Source organism: Thalassobacillus pellis (assembly GCF_016908295.1).
GTDB classification, from domain to species: domain Bacteria; phylum Bacillota; class Bacilli; order Bacillales; family Halobacillaceae; genus Thalassobacillus; species Thalassobacillus pellis.
The window spans coordinates 243748-257007 of record NZ_JAFBDO010000005.1; the positions used below are offsets into that span (position 1 = coordinate 243748).

Below are 13260 nucleotides of genomic sequence, written 5' to 3' on the forward strand. Positions count from 1 at the left end.
ATGAAGAAGCGTAGTGCCTTGATCATATTCGCCTCACTGATTTTCATCCTGCTCACTGCTTGTGGAGAGCAATCCAAGGAAGATGTCGTCAAGAAATTGGAAGAGCAGGCTGAAAAAATGAGCGGCTATAAAACAGATGCGAGCATGACCATGAATACGGGGAAAGAACAGCAGAAGTACCATATTGAAGTATGGCACAAGAAAAAGGATTTCTACCGGGTCAAGCTGCAGCATGATCAAGACGAAGAAGGCAGCCAGATTATCCTGAAAAACAAAGAAGGCGTCTTCGTGCTGACTCCGGCATTGAACAAAAGCTTTAAATTCCAAAGTGAATGGCCGCAGAACAGCAGCCAGCCTTACCTGTATGAGTCGCTTGTCCAGGATATTTTGAAGGACTCCGAAGCTGAATTCAGTACGATGGAAGATTACTATGTTTTCAAAACAAAAACGAACTATCAAAATAATAAGTCCCTGCCATTCCAGGAAATCTATTTTGACAAGAAAACGTATCAGCCGGTTCTTGTGAAGGTGTTCGACCAGGATATGCAAGCACTGGTAGAAGTGCAATTCGGTGGATTCACAAAGGATCCTTCCTTTAAAGAAGAAGACTTTGATGTCCAGAAAAACATGGCTGCTGTCCAAACGGAAGTACCTGTCATGAATATGGAAGGCGAGCAGACGTTCACTGTCCGTTATCCTGCCGTCCAGCTTGGGGCAGAACTTGCCGAAAAGCAAGAAGTCGATATGGAAGCTGGCAAACGGGTGATCATGACCTATAAAGGAGATAAGAGTTTTACTATAATTGAAGAACAAGCGGAAGTGAAGGCAGCCAGCACGGCGGATGTGGTACCAGTCCAAGGCGAGCCGGTCAATTTAGGATTTACTATCGGGGCAATAAATGACAATACATTGGAATGGAATTATAAAGGTATGAAATTCCGCCTGGCAAGTAATGATCTAACAAGAGAAGAAATGATCGAAGTGGCAGGATCGGTCTATGATCAGTCGGTCAAATAATTCACTGGATAGCAGGCTCAGCGGGTCTGCTTTTATTTTGTACGTTAAGATGGCATGAATTTACCAACGAGCCCTTCAGCGGCAAGGGAAATGGTGGGGTGTCTTACGGCCATAAGCTGAGTATTATGGAATTAAAATCAGGCTATAAACCATGCTTCCATTAAGATTGACACAATGGTGGCATCAATGAATAATGGATGAAAGGAGTTCTCGAGAGGAGTAAAGAAGTTGGCAATAGAGACCTTTTATCGTGATTCCTGGGTGGAGATCCAGCTGGACGCGATTTCACATAACATCAAAGAACTGAAACGTCATATACCAAAACAAAAGAAGATATATGCTGTAGTAAAAGCGAACGCATACGGCCATGGGGATATACAGGTGGCCAGGAAGGCATTGGAGGCAGGGGCAGATGCCCTCGCGGTTTCTCTGCTTGATGAGGCTATAAAGCTGAGGGAAAGTGGCATCACCGCTCCTGTACTTGTAATGGGGTGGATCCGGAGTGAAGATGCGCCAGTTGCGGCAGCGCATGGCATCACCGTGACATTTTTCCAGAAGGAATGGCTGGAGAAAGTAAAGCAGCTGACCTTTGACCATCCTCTTAAACTTCATTTGAAGTGGGACACAGGAATGGGCCGGGTCGGAATTAGAACGGAAGAGGAATTACTTGAAATATTGGAAGCGCTAAATGATTCGCGCTTCTTGCTCGAAGGAGTTTTTACCCATTTTGCGACAGCAGATGAGGCCGATTCCGATTATTTCATAAGGCAGCAAAAGCGTTTTGAAGCAATGCGAAAAATAATGAACCAAAATTGGAATGGAAAGCTCATCTATCATTCCAGCAACAGTGCGACAAGCCTGCGAGTACCGGAGCAGCCGGAAGATATGCTTCGTTTCGGTATTAGCCTATACGGACTTTACCCTTCGCCAGTAGTGAAGGAGGAGCGCCCTATTGAATTAAGACCGGCATTCAGCCTCCACAGCAGGCTTGTCCATGTCAAAAAGGTGAATAAAGGGGACTGTATCAGTTATGGTGCCACCTATTGTACGGAAGAAGACGAGTGGATTGGCACTGTGCCTCTAGGTTATGCAGATGGGTGGATAAGGCAGCTTCAAGGAGCGGATGTTTTAATTGACGGAAAACGCATGCCGATCGTTGGAAGAATCTGCATGGATCAGTTCATGGTAAGATTAGACAAGGAGTATGAGCCTGGCACAAAAGTAACGCTGATCGGAAAACAAAAAGAAGAAGAAATTTCCATGGATGAAATAGCGGGGTATTTGAATACAATTAATTATGAGATTCCGTGCATCATCAGTTACCGTGTACCAAGAATTTATTTTGAAAAGGGCCGGCTGGTTAAAGTGGATAATCCTGTTGTCTGAGGAAAATGAGGGCAAACAATATTACACTATTCCCTCTCCTATACTAAAAAAAACACAATATCAGGAAAAAGTTCTCTGATGCCTTTGCAATGGACTTTGGAGAATGGTAATATGAAGATGGAATAATTGTCTGGCCAGTTTAAAGCGGATGGTGGAGGTGCATGGTCTTGTCTGACAATTTGCAAGAAATCACAATCAAACTCCCAAGGTACATTTTGAATGAAGTCGACGGGGTTGTTCAACATGAAAATGGAGATTGGAGCGATTTCATGTATCAAGCGACTAAAATGTATTTGCGTGAAAAGAAGAAACGTCATATAAGAGAGTCCATGAGGAACGGTTACATGGAAATGGCTAAAATCAATTTAAATATTGCTTCAGAAGCTTTCCAGGCTGAAGAGGAGGCGGAGACCACCCTAGAGCGCCTTGTGAGCGGGGTGTGACGCTTTGATAGTCAAACGAGGCGACGTATATTTCGCTGATCTATCCCCGGTGGTGGGGTCTGAACAAGGCGGCGTCCGCCCTGTACTTATTCTCCAGAACGATATCGGTAATCGTTTTAGCCCGACGGTCATCGTGGCTGCCATCACAGCGCAAATACAAAAAGCTAAACTCCCGACTCACGTAGAAATTAATGCTGCAAAGTACGGTTTTGAAAGAGATTCAGTCATTTTGCTGGAACAAATCAGAACGATCGACAAACAAAGATTGACCGATAAAATCACTCAATTGGACGAGACGATGATGAAGCGTGTGGATGAAGCATTGCAAATCAGTCTTGGGTTGATAGCGTTTTAAAGAAGCTGCTCATCATGAGCGGTTTTTTTATTGTCCTGAAAATTCGGAGGGGAACGAGGCGCTTGCACTTATTCGGACAAAGCCGATTCTTTCTGTGACAAAAGGTGTCGCGGCGAGAAGCGGCTTAAGTTCCTTTTAGTGGTAATTTTACGTGATAATTAAAAATGCCTGTCATTTATGTTAAAATAAATCAATCCATGTATTTATAATATAGAATTTATTTATGATTTGCTGTTACCCCCTAATTTAGAGGGTGGAAAATTATTACATATCATTTGTGAAAAAGAGGTTTCAGTTGCTTGCTGACATGTTTCATGTGAAAATATTTATTAAAAGATAAATTGGGGAATAGGCGGAGGTTTGGAAGATGGATACGAAATTGAAAGACATTGTTCTCGAAAACAGCAATGATATTGTAAGAATGTGGCTCGAAGAAGTGCAGAGCAAGAAAAATCAGGATTATACTTCCACTATCTCAAATGAACTTTTCGATAGCACAAACCGGGAATTCGTGAATGTCATTTTCACAAGCATTGAGAAACAAGGGTTGACATCAGAGTTGGATGACTTTTCTGAACGGCTCATCAACCTCGGCTGGCCGTTAAGTTACCTTACTGATGGGATGCAGGTTTTCCGCAGGGTGACCATAGACTTCATCCTCACCCAGTCAGAAAAAGTGGATTCAGAGTATCTTTCTAAAGTCATGAAGAAAGTCGATGACTGGGTAGATCCTGTCATTAACAGGCTTGTAAATGAATATTCCGGAAGTTGGGAGCACATTGTGTCTTTGCAAAGAGTGGCACTGCAGGAGCTTTCTGCACCGCTCATTCCTGTCATGGAAAACATAACGGTCATGCCGCTGATAGGAACGATTGATACGGAAAGGGCAAAGCTGATTATGGAGAATCTGCTTGACGGTGTTATTAAGCATAATGCTGAAGTGGTGCTTATTGATATCACTGGTGTGCCGGTTGTAGATACAATGGTTGCGCATCATATCATCCAGGCAGCGGAAGCTGTGCGCTTGATCGGTTCGACATGCATTCTCGTAGGGATCCGTCCGGAAATTGCTCAGACGATTGTCAACCTGGGTATCGACTTGACAAAGTTTCCGACGAAGAGCTCGCTGCGCAAAGGGTTCCAGTCAGCACTTGAATTGACGAATCGCACTGTAGTAGAAACGGACTCTAACGATAATAACATTGAAAAACTAATCGACACACTAGATAGGGAGTGAAGGCTGTGAGAATTCCTATATTGAAGCTTCATAATTACTTATTAATTTCCATCCAAATAGATTTGGATGATCAGACAGCCATCCAATTCCAGGAAGATCTACTCAGTAAAATCCACGAAAGCGGTGCAACCGGTGTAGTAATCGACCTGACTTCTGTCGATATCATTGACTCATTCATCGCAAAGGTTCTTGGAGACGTGGTGACGATGTCTGACTTGATGGGGGCTAAAGTAGTGCTGACAGGTATCCAGCCTGCCGTGGCCATGACTTTGATTGACCTTGGCATCCATCTTCAGGACGTGCCGACTGCATTAGACTTAGAACAAGGGTTGATCAAACTTCGACAGGAATTGGAGGAATAGGCGAATGGACTTCCAATCCTGTGTCAATATTAAAAAAGAATGGGATATCGTTGGCGCCCGCCAGCTCGGACGTGACATCGCCAAGAAAATTGGCTTTGGCACCGTGGACCAGGCTAGGATCGCTACAGCCATTTCTGAATTAGCAAGAAATATATATTTATATGCCGGAGACGGTAAAGTATGTTTTGAAGCAATTGAAGACATGAATAAACGAGGATTAAGCATCATCGCAATTGATGACGGACCAGGAATTGAAGAGCTCAGCCAGGTGATGGAGGATGGTTTTTCCACCTCTGGGGGGCTTGGAGCAGGACTGCCCGGCGTCAAACGGCTGATGGATGAGTTTGATATAGTATCGGAACAAGGACAAGGAACGGAAATTAAAGTTGTCAAATGGCTCCGCTAAAGGAGGTAATTAGCTATGAGTACCCTGAAGCTTGACCTTGAAAATTATAAGGAACTGCTTAAAGAATATATCCGCACAAAAGATGAACAAGCCTTGTATCAAGCAGAGCAATTCAGTAAACATTCGATGCAGCATAATATATCCCCAGAAGAAATTATCAATATCCATGTTCAGGCTTTACAGGAAATTTACCCTGAAATGCCTTCGGATATTCAAGCTTCCATGAACTTCTTATTGGAAACGATGATTTCTTATGGACTGGCCTACCAAGAGCATCAAGCTTTAAGGGAAAAACAGCTCGAATTGAAATCAGAGCTATCGGTTGCTGCCAATATGCAGAAAACGCTGCTCTCTACAGTCAAACCTGACTTTGACGGAATCGATATCGGGGCAATCAGTGTCCCTGCCAAACAAATGAATGGGGATTACCATCATTTTGTCCAAGACCAGGAAGGTTCTCTAGGAATTGCAGTCGCTGATGTAATCGGAAAAGGAGTTCCAGCTGCGCTATGTATGTCCATGATCAAATATTCGATGGATAGTTTTCCTCATAAGCGTATGGAACCTAGTGTCATCTTAGAGAGTCTGAACCGAGTGGTGGAACGTAACGTGGATTCGAGTATGTTCATCACGATGTTCTATGGCCTTTATAATTCAGATGACCATAAGTTTTATTATTCATCAGCTGGCCACGAGCCTGGATTTTATTATCACCATAAGGATGAGAAGTTTTCAGAACTTGATGCCCCAGGTTTAGTACTGGGAGTTACGCCAGACGCGGAATACCGGCAATATGTACAAACCGTGGAACCAGGCGACATGATTATCATGCTTACCGACGGAGTAACGGAGTGCCGTCAGGGGGACAGGTTCATTGAGCCGGAGGAAGTTTTGGAAATCCTTGAAAAACATATGCATCTGCCTGCCCAGCAAATGGTCGAACAAGTTTATAAGCATTTCGAAAAACTTCAGGACTTTCAATTGAGAGACGATTTTACATTAATTGTCATAAGAAGAGAGGTTTAACTTGTTTGCCTAATGGGTAAACCTCCCTTGATAACCCTTTATGAGGAATTACTTAGGAGGTTGAACAAATGAACTTAACAATTGATGTTACCAATAAAGAGCATAAATCGATCGTGGCTTTATCAGGGGAGATCGACGCGTTTACTGCCCCTAAACTGAAGGAGAATCTGCTTCCGCTGACCAAAGAAGAAGGTCAGACGATCGAAGTTGACCTTCAGAACGTCAACTATATGGACAGTACTGGTCTCGGTGTCTTCATCAGTGCATTGAAATCCACGAAGGAACACGGTTCAGAATTGAAGCTGGTACATATGCAGGAGCGTGTGCACCGCTTGTTCAAAATCACTGGGTTGACCGAAATCATGAATATTGACTCTACAGTACAAGGTGGAATTTAAGATGGAACCTTTTGATTTTATTGAAGTGAAAGTGCCGGCGAAAGCGGAGTATGTAGGTGTCGTCCGGTTGAGCACATCAGGCATCGCGAACCGTATGGGCTTCTCATATGAAGACATTGAAGATTTGAAAGTGGCGATCTCTGAAGCGATCACCAATGCTGTCAAGCACGCTTACCTGGAATCAGACGAAGGCGAAATAACCATTGGGTTTGGTGTATACGAAGACCGCCTGGAAGTGATGGTTGCTGATCATGGTGGTAGTTTTGACCTTTCCAAAATTAAAAAAGATATCGGTCCTTATCAACAAAATGATGCTATCGAAGACTTGCGTGAAGGAGGTTTCGGTTTATTCTTGATTGATGCCTTGATGGATAAGGTGGAAATCAATAGTAAATACGGCGTCATTGTTCTGATGACGAAATACCTTCACGAAAATGAGGTGGGTCAAGATGGCGACCAGGTCTCAACAACACAATAAAGGCGAAGATGAAGTATACGAATGGATTGCCTATCTCCAGGAAAACCCGAGAGATGAGGAAATCCAGGAAAAGATAGTATTGACCTATAAGGACCTGGTAGAATCGATAGCAAGGAAATATTCCAAGAACAGTTCTATCCATGAAGATCTTGCCCAGGTGGGAATGCTCGGGTTATTGGCGGCAATCCGCAGATATGACCCTTCCTTCGGTAAATCTTTTGAATCATTTGCAATACCCACCATTATTGGAGAAATCAAGCGTTTCATCCGCGATAAAACTTGGAGCGTCCATGTCCCAAGACGTATCAAAGAACTTGGTCCTAAGATAAAAAAAGCGGCCGAGGAATTAACTACTGATTTACAACGGTCGCCTTCCGTATTGGAGATAGCAGAATACCTGGAAGTCTCCGAAGAGGATGTTCTGGAAACGATGGAAATGGGTAAAAGCTACAAAGCGCTATCTGTCGATCGTAAAATCGAAGCAGATTCAGACGGCAGCACAGTGACCATTCTTGACCTGATAGGTAATCAGGAGTCTGGATACGAGCATATCGACCAGCAGATGCTCCTGGAGAAGGTATTGCCTATCCTATCCGAACGGGAGCAGGAAATCCTTCAATGTACGTATTTTGAGAACCTTAGCCAAAAGGATACGGGTGAGCGTCTCGGTATATCACAAATGCATGTATCCCGACTGCAGCGACGTGCTTTAAGAAAGCTCAGGGAAGCCCTGCAATCCGAATCTTCGGAGGCCTTCTATTGAGTGAAAGCAATGACCGTCTGCAAATCTCTGTTTATCAGAAGCCGAAAAAAGGGAACTACTACTGCGGGGACAGTTATTACTACAAAGAAACGGATAAATCATTCGTATGTGCATTAGCTGATGGACTTGGAAGCGGAGAGCTTGCCAAGATCTCCTCCCAGGCAGTGATGGATATCATTGAAGAATTCCCGGATCTTGATATCGAAAGTCTGATTAAAAAATGTAACGAAGCGTTGCTCAGTAAACGCGGGGTAGTGTTAGGTATTTTGAAAATTGACTTTTCTTCCAACACATACTCCTATTCTTCCATTGGCAATATAGGGATTATGACGGTAACCAGCGAAGGGAAGAAGAAACGGAACATTCCTTTGGCCGGTTATCTTTCTGGTTATCCGAGAAAGCTTCGGGTCGTACATGGAAAGCTTGAACCAGGACTGGTTTTCATTATGTTTTCTGATGGAGTGAACGAGCGTCAGCTGTCACTGAAGCTGTTTCATGATTTCGACGTCCGCCGCATTATTGAGCAGTATGATATAGAAAATGGCGGGGCAAGGGATGACGATACAACTTTAATAGCCATGAAATACGATTAGAAGGATCTTATCTTGTCAGAAGGGATAAGGTCCTTTTTAAGTTTAAGCTGACAGCAGATAGACCCTTTCCTTTCAAGAGTCTTCTGGAGATCCTTGAGTCTCTCTCCATATAGGAAATCAGGCATTCATTTGTTAAAATAGAAAGCATGTACAGTTTGGAGGAGGACACACGTTTTGAGTGAAAATAATAAAGAGCAAGCATTGATAAAACTGGTTACAAAGGAAACCCAGATTTCAGAGAAGTCGGTCAAGCAAGTCATCGGAATGCTCGATGAAGGCAACACGGTACCATTTATCGCCCGCTACCGGAAGGAAATGACCGGTGGGCTGGATGAAGTCCAAATCAAGACGATCCAGGAGAAATGGACGTACGCACAGAACCTTGCCCAGCGAAAAGAAGAGGTCATCCGCCTGATTGATGAGCAGGGCAAACTTACTCCAGAGTTGCACCAGGATATTGAAAGGGCGGAACAACTGCAAAGAGTAGAAGATTTATACCGTCCATATAAACAAAAAAGGCGGACCAGGGCAACAGTTGCCAAAGAAAAAGGGCTGGAACCTCTTGCAGTAAAAGTGTGGGCACAGAAGCCTTTGGATTTGGCCCGGGAAGCTGCTGATTATATATCCGAAGAAAAGGAATTACATACAGTTGACGACGTGCTGGCAGGGGTGAATGACATTATAGCCGAATTGGTGTCTGATGAGCCTGAATTCAGGGAAAACATCCGTTCAAAGACTATCCAGGCGGGTACGATTGAATCAACAGCAAAAGAAGCCGACAAGGACGAAAAAGGCGTTTATGAAATGTATTATGAATATCAGGAGCCTGTACGTAACATCGCTTCCCACAGAGTGCTTGCATTAAACCGCGGAGAAAAGGAAGGGGTTTTGAAGGTTGGCGTCAACTCGCCAGAAGAAAAAATCCTTACCTATCTTCAGAGAAAAGTCATCCGCAACAGCACAGGGCAAGAATTAAGGACTTTCCTTGAAAGTGCAATAGAAGACAGCTACAAACGACTAATCCAGCCATCCATTGAACGGGAAATCCGGAACTCCCTGTCTGAAAAGGCAGAAGAACAGGCGATTGATGTATTTTCCCAGAATCTGCGCAGCCTGTTACTTCAGCCGCCATTGAAAGGGAAGACCGTCCTTGGCGTGGACCCGGCTTACCGGACAGGCTGTAAACTCAGTGTCATCGATGAAACAGGGAAAGTCCAGGATATTTCTCTTATGTATCCAACTCCGCCCAAAAGTGATATTGCCGGTTCGGAAAAAATTGTACTGGCGCTTTTGAAAAAATACCCGATCGAACTGATCGCCATCGGTAACGGAACAGCCTCCAGGGAAACAGAGCAATTCATTGCTGACCTGATTCAAAAACATAACCTGGATATCGCCTACATGATCGTTAATGAAGCAGGGGCAAGCGTCTATTCTGCCTCCAAGCTTGCCCGTGAGGAATTTCCGGACCTGAAGGTTGAAGAACGGAGTGCTGTATCCATTGCGCGGCGGGTACAGGATCCATTGGCAGAGCTGGTCAAAATCGATCCCCAGTCCATTGGTGTGGGTCAATACCAGCATGATGTTTCCCAGAAAAAACTGAAAGATTCCTTAACGTTCGTTGTAGAAACGGCAGTCAACCAAGTAGGCGTAAATGTCAATACAGCTTCCGGGTCGCTGTTGCAATATGTATCCGGCTTAAGCAAAACTGTTGCTAATAATGTAGTTAAAAAGCGTGAAGAACTTGGCAAGTTCACCAATCGTAAACAATTGAAAGATATTCCTCGTCTTGGTGCAAAAACATACGAGCAAAGTATTGGGTTTTTGCGAGTGGTGGACGGAGGAGAGCCTTTCGACCGTACGCCAATACATCCGGAAAGCTATAAGGCTGCCCGCCAGCTCCTGAATATGGTGGACTGTACAGAAAATGATCTTGGAACAGACCAGCTGAAAGAAAAATTAAAAGAATTGAATTTGGAAGAGGTATCTGCTGAACTAGACTTGGGCGTACCAACCCTCGAGGATATTATTAAGGCTTTGAGCCAGCCTGGACGTGACCTTCGTGATGACCTTCCAAAGCCATTACTGAAGAAAAACGTTTTAGCCATGGAGGACTTGGAAGAGGGAATGGAGCTAGAAGGCACAGTCAGGAATGTCGTCGACTTCGGAGCATTCGTGGATATCGGTGTCAAGCAGGATGGGCTTGTCCATATTTCGAAACTCTCCGACAAATTCGTCAAACATCCGATGGACATTGTATCCGTCGGTGACGTTGTAACCGTATGGGTTGAAAGAGTGGATGTCGATAAACAACGGATTGCCTTGTCGATGCAATCCAAATAATCAAAGAAAGGGAGATACCAGTTCATAATGTCTTCTGGTATCTCTCATTTATATTCCCTTTTATAAAAGAACCAGCATTGGTTCAGCATTTTGATTTGGTATTTATCCTTTGTATAAAAGGCATTGGCCATTTGTTTTTTTAACCAGCCAGGCATAATGATAATTACCTCCTTGGTGTAAAAATAAAAAGCTGCTAGGATAGAATATGCAATTGACATAGGTGGTGTGACAGAAATGGACCAAATGGACAAACAGCAATTGAAAAAATTAACAGAAAAGCTGTCTCAGGAATACTTCGGCAAGCCATTCATCGATGAAGTCTGTTTCAACAATCGGCTGCGAACTACGGGTGGAAGGTACATTCCTTCAAAGCGAACCATTGAAATTAATCCTAAGTATTTACAAGAAGCGGGAGAAGATGAATTCATCGGAATAATCAAACACGAACTATGTCATTATCATTTGCATATAGAAGGGAAAGGATACAAGCATCGCGATAGAGCATTCAGGGAGCTGTTGAAAAGAACAGGATCACCAAGGTACTGTTCCCAACTTCCATCCCAAGCTGCTAAAAGAAAGCATATATACACGTGTGTAAAGTGTGGGCAAGTTTACCGAAGAGTCAGAAGAATCGACACAAAACGCTACCGCTGCGGGAAATGCAGAGGAAATTTAAAAAAGTCTCGAGAAACGATTGACGAAAAGTAAAGAGCGTGTTAAATTAAATAAGCCTTAAAAAAAAGCGCATAAAACCATATATTTTCTCGAAAAAAAGGTTTGACAAGCTAAGCTGAATGTTATAATATATTTATCGTCGCTGTTGATCGACAGAGACTATTCACAACATGAAATGCAGCACTGAGTTACTTAACGGCAACACGACGAACCAATAAAATTTTGTATAGTGATTTTTTATGAATCGTCATTTTTATTTTATTCCACCGTAGCTCAGTGGTAGAGCAATCGGCTGTTAACCGATTGGTCGTAGGTTCGAATCCTACCGGTGGAGCCATGGAGAAGTACTCAAGTGGCTGAAGAGGCGCCCCTGCTAAGGGTGTAGGTCGCGTAAGCGGCGCGAGGGTTCAAATCCCTCCTTCTCCGCCATTATTATAATGGCCCGTTGGTCAAGTGGTTAAGACACCGCCCTTTCACGGCGGTAACACGGGTTCGAATCCCGTACGGGTCATTGTTTTTTACATGCTACATAATGTAGGTCCGGTAGTTCAGTTGGTTAGAATGCCTGCCTGTCACGCAGGAGGTCGCGGGTTCGAGTCCCGTCCGGACCGCCATTTCGCTTTGGGCCATAGCCAAGCGGTAAGGCAGCGGATTTTGATTCCGTCATGCGCTGGTTCGAATCCAGCTGGCCCAGCCATTTTTATTGTTACTTATTATAAATACGAGCCATTAGCTCAGTTGGTAGAGAAGCCGCAAAACATCTAGAGGTCACTTCATAGCAGGCTTTGCGAGGAGCGCGGGCATCACCGAATAGGCTATTAACGTGACGAGCACCTTGCTCATTTTGATTGTATTACTTATTATAAATACGAGCCATTAGCTCAGTTGGTAGAGCATCTGACTTTTAATCAGAGGGTCGAAGGTTCGAATCCTTCATGGCTCACCATGAATTGCGGGTGTGGTGGAACTGGCAGACACGCTAGACTTAGGATCTAGTGCCTTACGGCGTGGGGGTTCGACTCCCTCCACCCGCACCATATTAACCTTTGCTGTGGTTATCACGGCATTTTATTTTGTTTTCAACTAATAATGCGGTCGTGGCGGAATCGGCAGACGCGCTAGGTTGAGGGCCTAGTGGGGGTTCACCCCGTGGAGGTTCAAGTCCTCTCGGCCGCACTTAAAAAAGTTATTGACATGATGATTTTGATGTGTTACATTAGAATATGTCGCTTTATTAAGCGCCCGTAGCTCAATTGGATAGAGCGTCTGACTACGGATCAGAAGGTTAGGGGTTCGACTCCTCTCGGGCGCGCCATGTTACGGGAAGTAGCTCAGCTTGGTAGAGCACTTGGTTTGGGACCAAGGGGTCGCAGGTTCGAATCCTGTCTTCCCGACCATCGATTTTTGATAGATTCACATTTTAATATGCGGGTGTAGTTTAGTGGTAAAACCTCAGCCTTCCAAGCTGATGATGTGGGTTCGATTCCCATCACCCGCTCCATTTAGTACTTTGAATGACATCGGGGCCTGTAGCTCAGTTGGTCAGAGCGCACGCCTGATAAGCGTGAGGTCGGTGGTTCAAGTCCACTCAGGCCCACCATTTGATCTTTGAAAACTGAACGAACCAACCAGTACGTCAATTCGATTTCTTCATTATATGAGGGAATCAAACAACGCACGAAAGAGTGCACAATGAGCAAGTCAAACTTTACTTTTATGGAGAGTTTGATCCTGGCTCAGGACGAACGCTGGCGGCGTGCCTAATACATGCAAGTCGA

15 protein-coding genes, 12 tRNA genes and 1 rRNA gene are annotated in these 13260 nt (G+C 44.2%); 27 read left to right on the forward strand and 1 reads right to left on the reverse strand.

What is annotated here, in order from left to right; genetic code table 11:
- The 13 genes from JOC33_RS16215 to JOC33_RS16275 all read left to right on the forward strand — a co-directional run bounded on the left by JOC33_RS16215 (nt 1) and on the right by JOC33_RS16275 (nt 10807).
- On the forward strand, nt 1-1017 hold the full coding sequence (locus JOC33_RS16215; protein WP_205093580.1) for a LolA family protein: 1017 nt from the start codon (nt 1-3) through the stop codon (nt 1015-1017).
- Between the two features lie 228 nt (nt 1018-1245).
- A complete protein-coding gene (gene alr / locus JOC33_RS16220; protein WP_205093581.1) occupies nt 1246-2403 on the forward strand; it encodes an alanine racemase in 1158 nt (385 codons plus the stop codon).
- Nucleotides 2404-2564: 161 nt separating this feature from the next.
- Nucleotides 2565-2846: an antitoxin gene (locus JOC33_RS16225; RefSeq protein ID WP_205093582.1), complete on the forward strand. Its 282-nt coding sequence runs from the start codon at nt 2565-2567 to the stop codon at nt 2844-2846.
- 4 nt (nt 2847-2850) lie between these two features.
- A complete protein-coding gene (locus tag JOC33_RS16230) occupies nt 2851-3201 on the forward strand; it encodes a type II toxin-antitoxin system PemK/MazF family toxin (protein ID WP_205093583.1) in 351 nt (116 codons plus the stop codon).
- A 367-nt stretch (nt 3202-3568) separates the two neighbouring features.
- Complete coding sequence (locus tag JOC33_RS16235) at nt 3569-4438, forward strand: RsbT co-antagonist protein RsbRA (protein WP_205093584.1); 870 nt, start codon at nt 3569-3571, stop codon at nt 4436-4438.
- 5 nt (nt 4439-4443) lie between these two features.
- Nucleotides 4444-4800: an STAS domain-containing protein gene (locus JOC33_RS16240; RefSeq protein WP_008632953.1), complete on the forward strand. Its 357-nt coding sequence runs from the start codon at nt 4444-4446 to the stop codon at nt 4798-4800.
- 4 nt (nt 4801-4804) lie between these two features.
- Nucleotides 4805-5206: an anti-sigma regulatory factor gene (locus JOC33_RS16245; RefSeq protein WP_205093586.1), complete on the forward strand. Its 402-nt coding sequence runs from the start codon at nt 4805-4807 to the stop codon at nt 5204-5206.
- 15 nt (nt 5207-5221) lie between these two features.
- Complete coding sequence (locus JOC33_RS16250) at nt 5222-6232, forward strand: PP2C family protein-serine/threonine phosphatase (protein ID WP_205093587.1); 1011 nt, start codon at nt 5222-5224, stop codon at nt 6230-6232.
- Nucleotides 6233-6300: 68 nt separating this feature from the next.
- Nucleotides 6301-6630, forward strand: a complete 330-nt coding sequence (locus JOC33_RS16255; protein WP_205093588.1) for an STAS domain-containing protein — start codon at nt 6301-6303, stop codon at nt 6628-6630.
- Between the two features lies 1 nt (nt 6631).
- Nucleotides 6632-7108, forward strand: coding sequence for an anti-sigma B factor RsbW (gene rsbW / locus JOC33_RS16260; RefSeq protein ID WP_205093589.1), 477 nt, complete (start codon nt 6632-6634; stop codon nt 7106-7108).
- Nucleotides 7080-7871, forward strand: coding sequence for an RNA polymerase sigma factor SigB (gene sigB / locus JOC33_RS16265; RefSeq protein ID WP_205093590.1), 792 nt, complete (start codon nt 7080-7082; stop codon nt 7869-7871). Before rsbW ends, sigB begins: the two co-directional genes overlap by 29 nt.
- Nucleotides 7868-8464: a PP2C family serine/threonine-protein phosphatase gene (locus JOC33_RS16270; RefSeq protein WP_239534254.1), complete on the forward strand. Its 597-nt coding sequence runs from the start codon at nt 7868-7870 to the stop codon at nt 8462-8464. The genes sigB and JOC33_RS16270 overlap by 4 nt, the downstream gene beginning before the upstream one ends.
- Nucleotides 8465-8638: 174 nt before the next feature.
- Nucleotides 8639-10807: a Tex family protein gene (locus tag JOC33_RS16275; protein ID WP_205093591.1), complete on the forward strand. Its 2169-nt coding sequence runs from the start codon at nt 8639-8641 to the stop codon at nt 10805-10807.
- Between the two features lie 44 nt (nt 10808-10851).
- On the opposite strand, the gene cmpA is transcribed toward JOC33_RS16275, so the two are convergent.
- Complete coding sequence (cmpA, locus tag JOC33_RS16280; RefSeq protein ID WP_205093592.1) at nt 10852-10962, reverse strand: cortex morphogenetic protein CmpA; 111 nt, start codon at nt 10960-10962, stop codon at nt 10852-10854.
- Nucleotides 10963-11041: 79 nt separating this feature from the next.
- Here cmpA and JOC33_RS16285 point away from each other — a divergent pair, with 79 nt between their 5' ends.
- From JOC33_RS16285 to JOC33_RS16350, 14 genes are all read left to right on the forward strand, one after another.
- Nucleotides 11042-11515 (forward strand): SprT family protein, encoded by a 474-nt coding sequence (locus JOC33_RS16285; protein WP_205093593.1) that lies wholly within the window; start codon nt 11042-11044, stop codon nt 11513-11515.
- A gap of 229 nt (nt 11516-11744) precedes the next feature.
- Nucleotides 11745-11819, forward strand: a tRNA-Asn gene (locus JOC33_RS16290).
- A 1-nt stretch (nt 11820) separates the two neighbouring features.
- A tRNA-Ser gene (locus JOC33_RS16295) sits at nt 11821-11911 on the forward strand.
- A 10-nt stretch (nt 11912-11921) separates the two neighbouring features.
- Nucleotides 11922-11993 (forward strand) — tRNA-Glu (locus JOC33_RS16300).
- A 26-nt stretch (nt 11994-12019) separates the two neighbouring features.
- Nucleotides 12020-12096: transfer RNA gene (locus tag JOC33_RS16305), tRNA-Asp, on the forward strand.
- A gap of 8 nt (nt 12097-12104) precedes the next feature.
- A tRNA-Gln gene (locus JOC33_RS16310) sits at nt 12105-12179 on the forward strand.
- Nucleotides 12180-12352: 173 nt separating this feature from the next.
- Nucleotides 12353-12428: transfer RNA gene (locus JOC33_RS16315), tRNA-Lys, on the forward strand.
- Nucleotides 12429-12434: 6 nt separating this feature from the next.
- Nucleotides 12435-12519: transfer RNA gene (locus tag JOC33_RS16320), tRNA-Leu, on the forward strand.
- Nucleotides 12520-12573: 54 nt separating this feature from the next.
- Nucleotides 12574-12658, forward strand: a tRNA-Leu gene (locus JOC33_RS16325).
- Nucleotides 12659-12720: 62 nt separating this feature from the next.
- A tRNA-Arg gene (locus JOC33_RS16330) sits at nt 12721-12797 on the forward strand.
- A gap of 5 nt (nt 12798-12802) precedes the next feature.
- Nucleotides 12803-12879 (forward strand) — tRNA-Pro (locus tag JOC33_RS16335).
- 30 nt (nt 12880-12909) lie between these two features.
- Nucleotides 12910-12983 (forward strand) — tRNA-Gly (locus JOC33_RS16340).
- 22 nt (nt 12984-13005) lie between these two features.
- Nucleotides 13006-13082 (forward strand) — tRNA-Ile (locus tag JOC33_RS16345).
- A gap of 113 nt (nt 13083-13195) precedes the next feature.
- Nucleotides 13196-13260: ribosomal RNA gene (locus tag JOC33_RS16350) — 16S ribosomal RNA — on the forward strand; the annotation flags it as partial.

What these genes read in the sequence shown, in the direction of transcription:
- JOC33_RS16215 (WP_205093580.1), top strand. Translation starts at nt 1, where the DNA reads ATGAAGAAGCGTAGTGCCTTGATCATATTCGCCTCACTGATTTTCATC.
- JOC33_RS16225 (WP_205093582.1), top strand. Translation starts at nt 2,565, where the DNA reads ATGGTCTTGTCTGACAATTTGCAAGAAATCACAATCAAACTCCCAAGG.
- JOC33_RS16235 (WP_205093584.1), top strand. Translation starts at nt 3,569, where the DNA reads ATGGATACGAAATTGAAAGACATTGTTCTCGAAAACAGCAATGATATT.
- JOC33_RS16245 (WP_205093586.1), top strand. Translation starts at nt 4,805, where the DNA reads ATGGACTTCCAATCCTGTGTCAATATTAAAAAAGAATGGGATATCGTT.
- JOC33_RS16250 (WP_205093587.1), top strand. Translation starts at nt 5,222, where the DNA reads ATGAGTACCCTGAAGCTTGACCTTGAAAATTATAAGGAACTGCTTAAA.
- JOC33_RS16255 (WP_205093588.1), top strand. Translation starts at nt 6,301, where the DNA reads ATGAACTTAACAATTGATGTTACCAATAAAGAGCATAAATCGATCGTG.
- rsbW (WP_205093589.1), top strand. Translation starts at nt 6,632, where the DNA reads ATGGAACCTTTTGATTTTATTGAAGTGAAAGTGCCGGCGAAAGCGGAG.
- sigB (WP_205093590.1), top strand. Translation starts at nt 7,080, where the DNA reads ATGGCGACCAGGTCTCAACAACACAATAAAGGCGAAGATGAAGTATAC.
- cmpA (WP_205093592.1), bottom strand. Translation starts at nt 10,962, where the DNA reads ATGCCTGGCTGGTTAAAAAAACAAATGGCCAATGCCTTTTATACAAAG.
- JOC33_RS16285 (WP_205093593.1), top strand. Translation starts at nt 11,042, where the DNA reads ATGGACCAAATGGACAAACAGCAATTGAAAAAATTAACAGAAAAGCTG.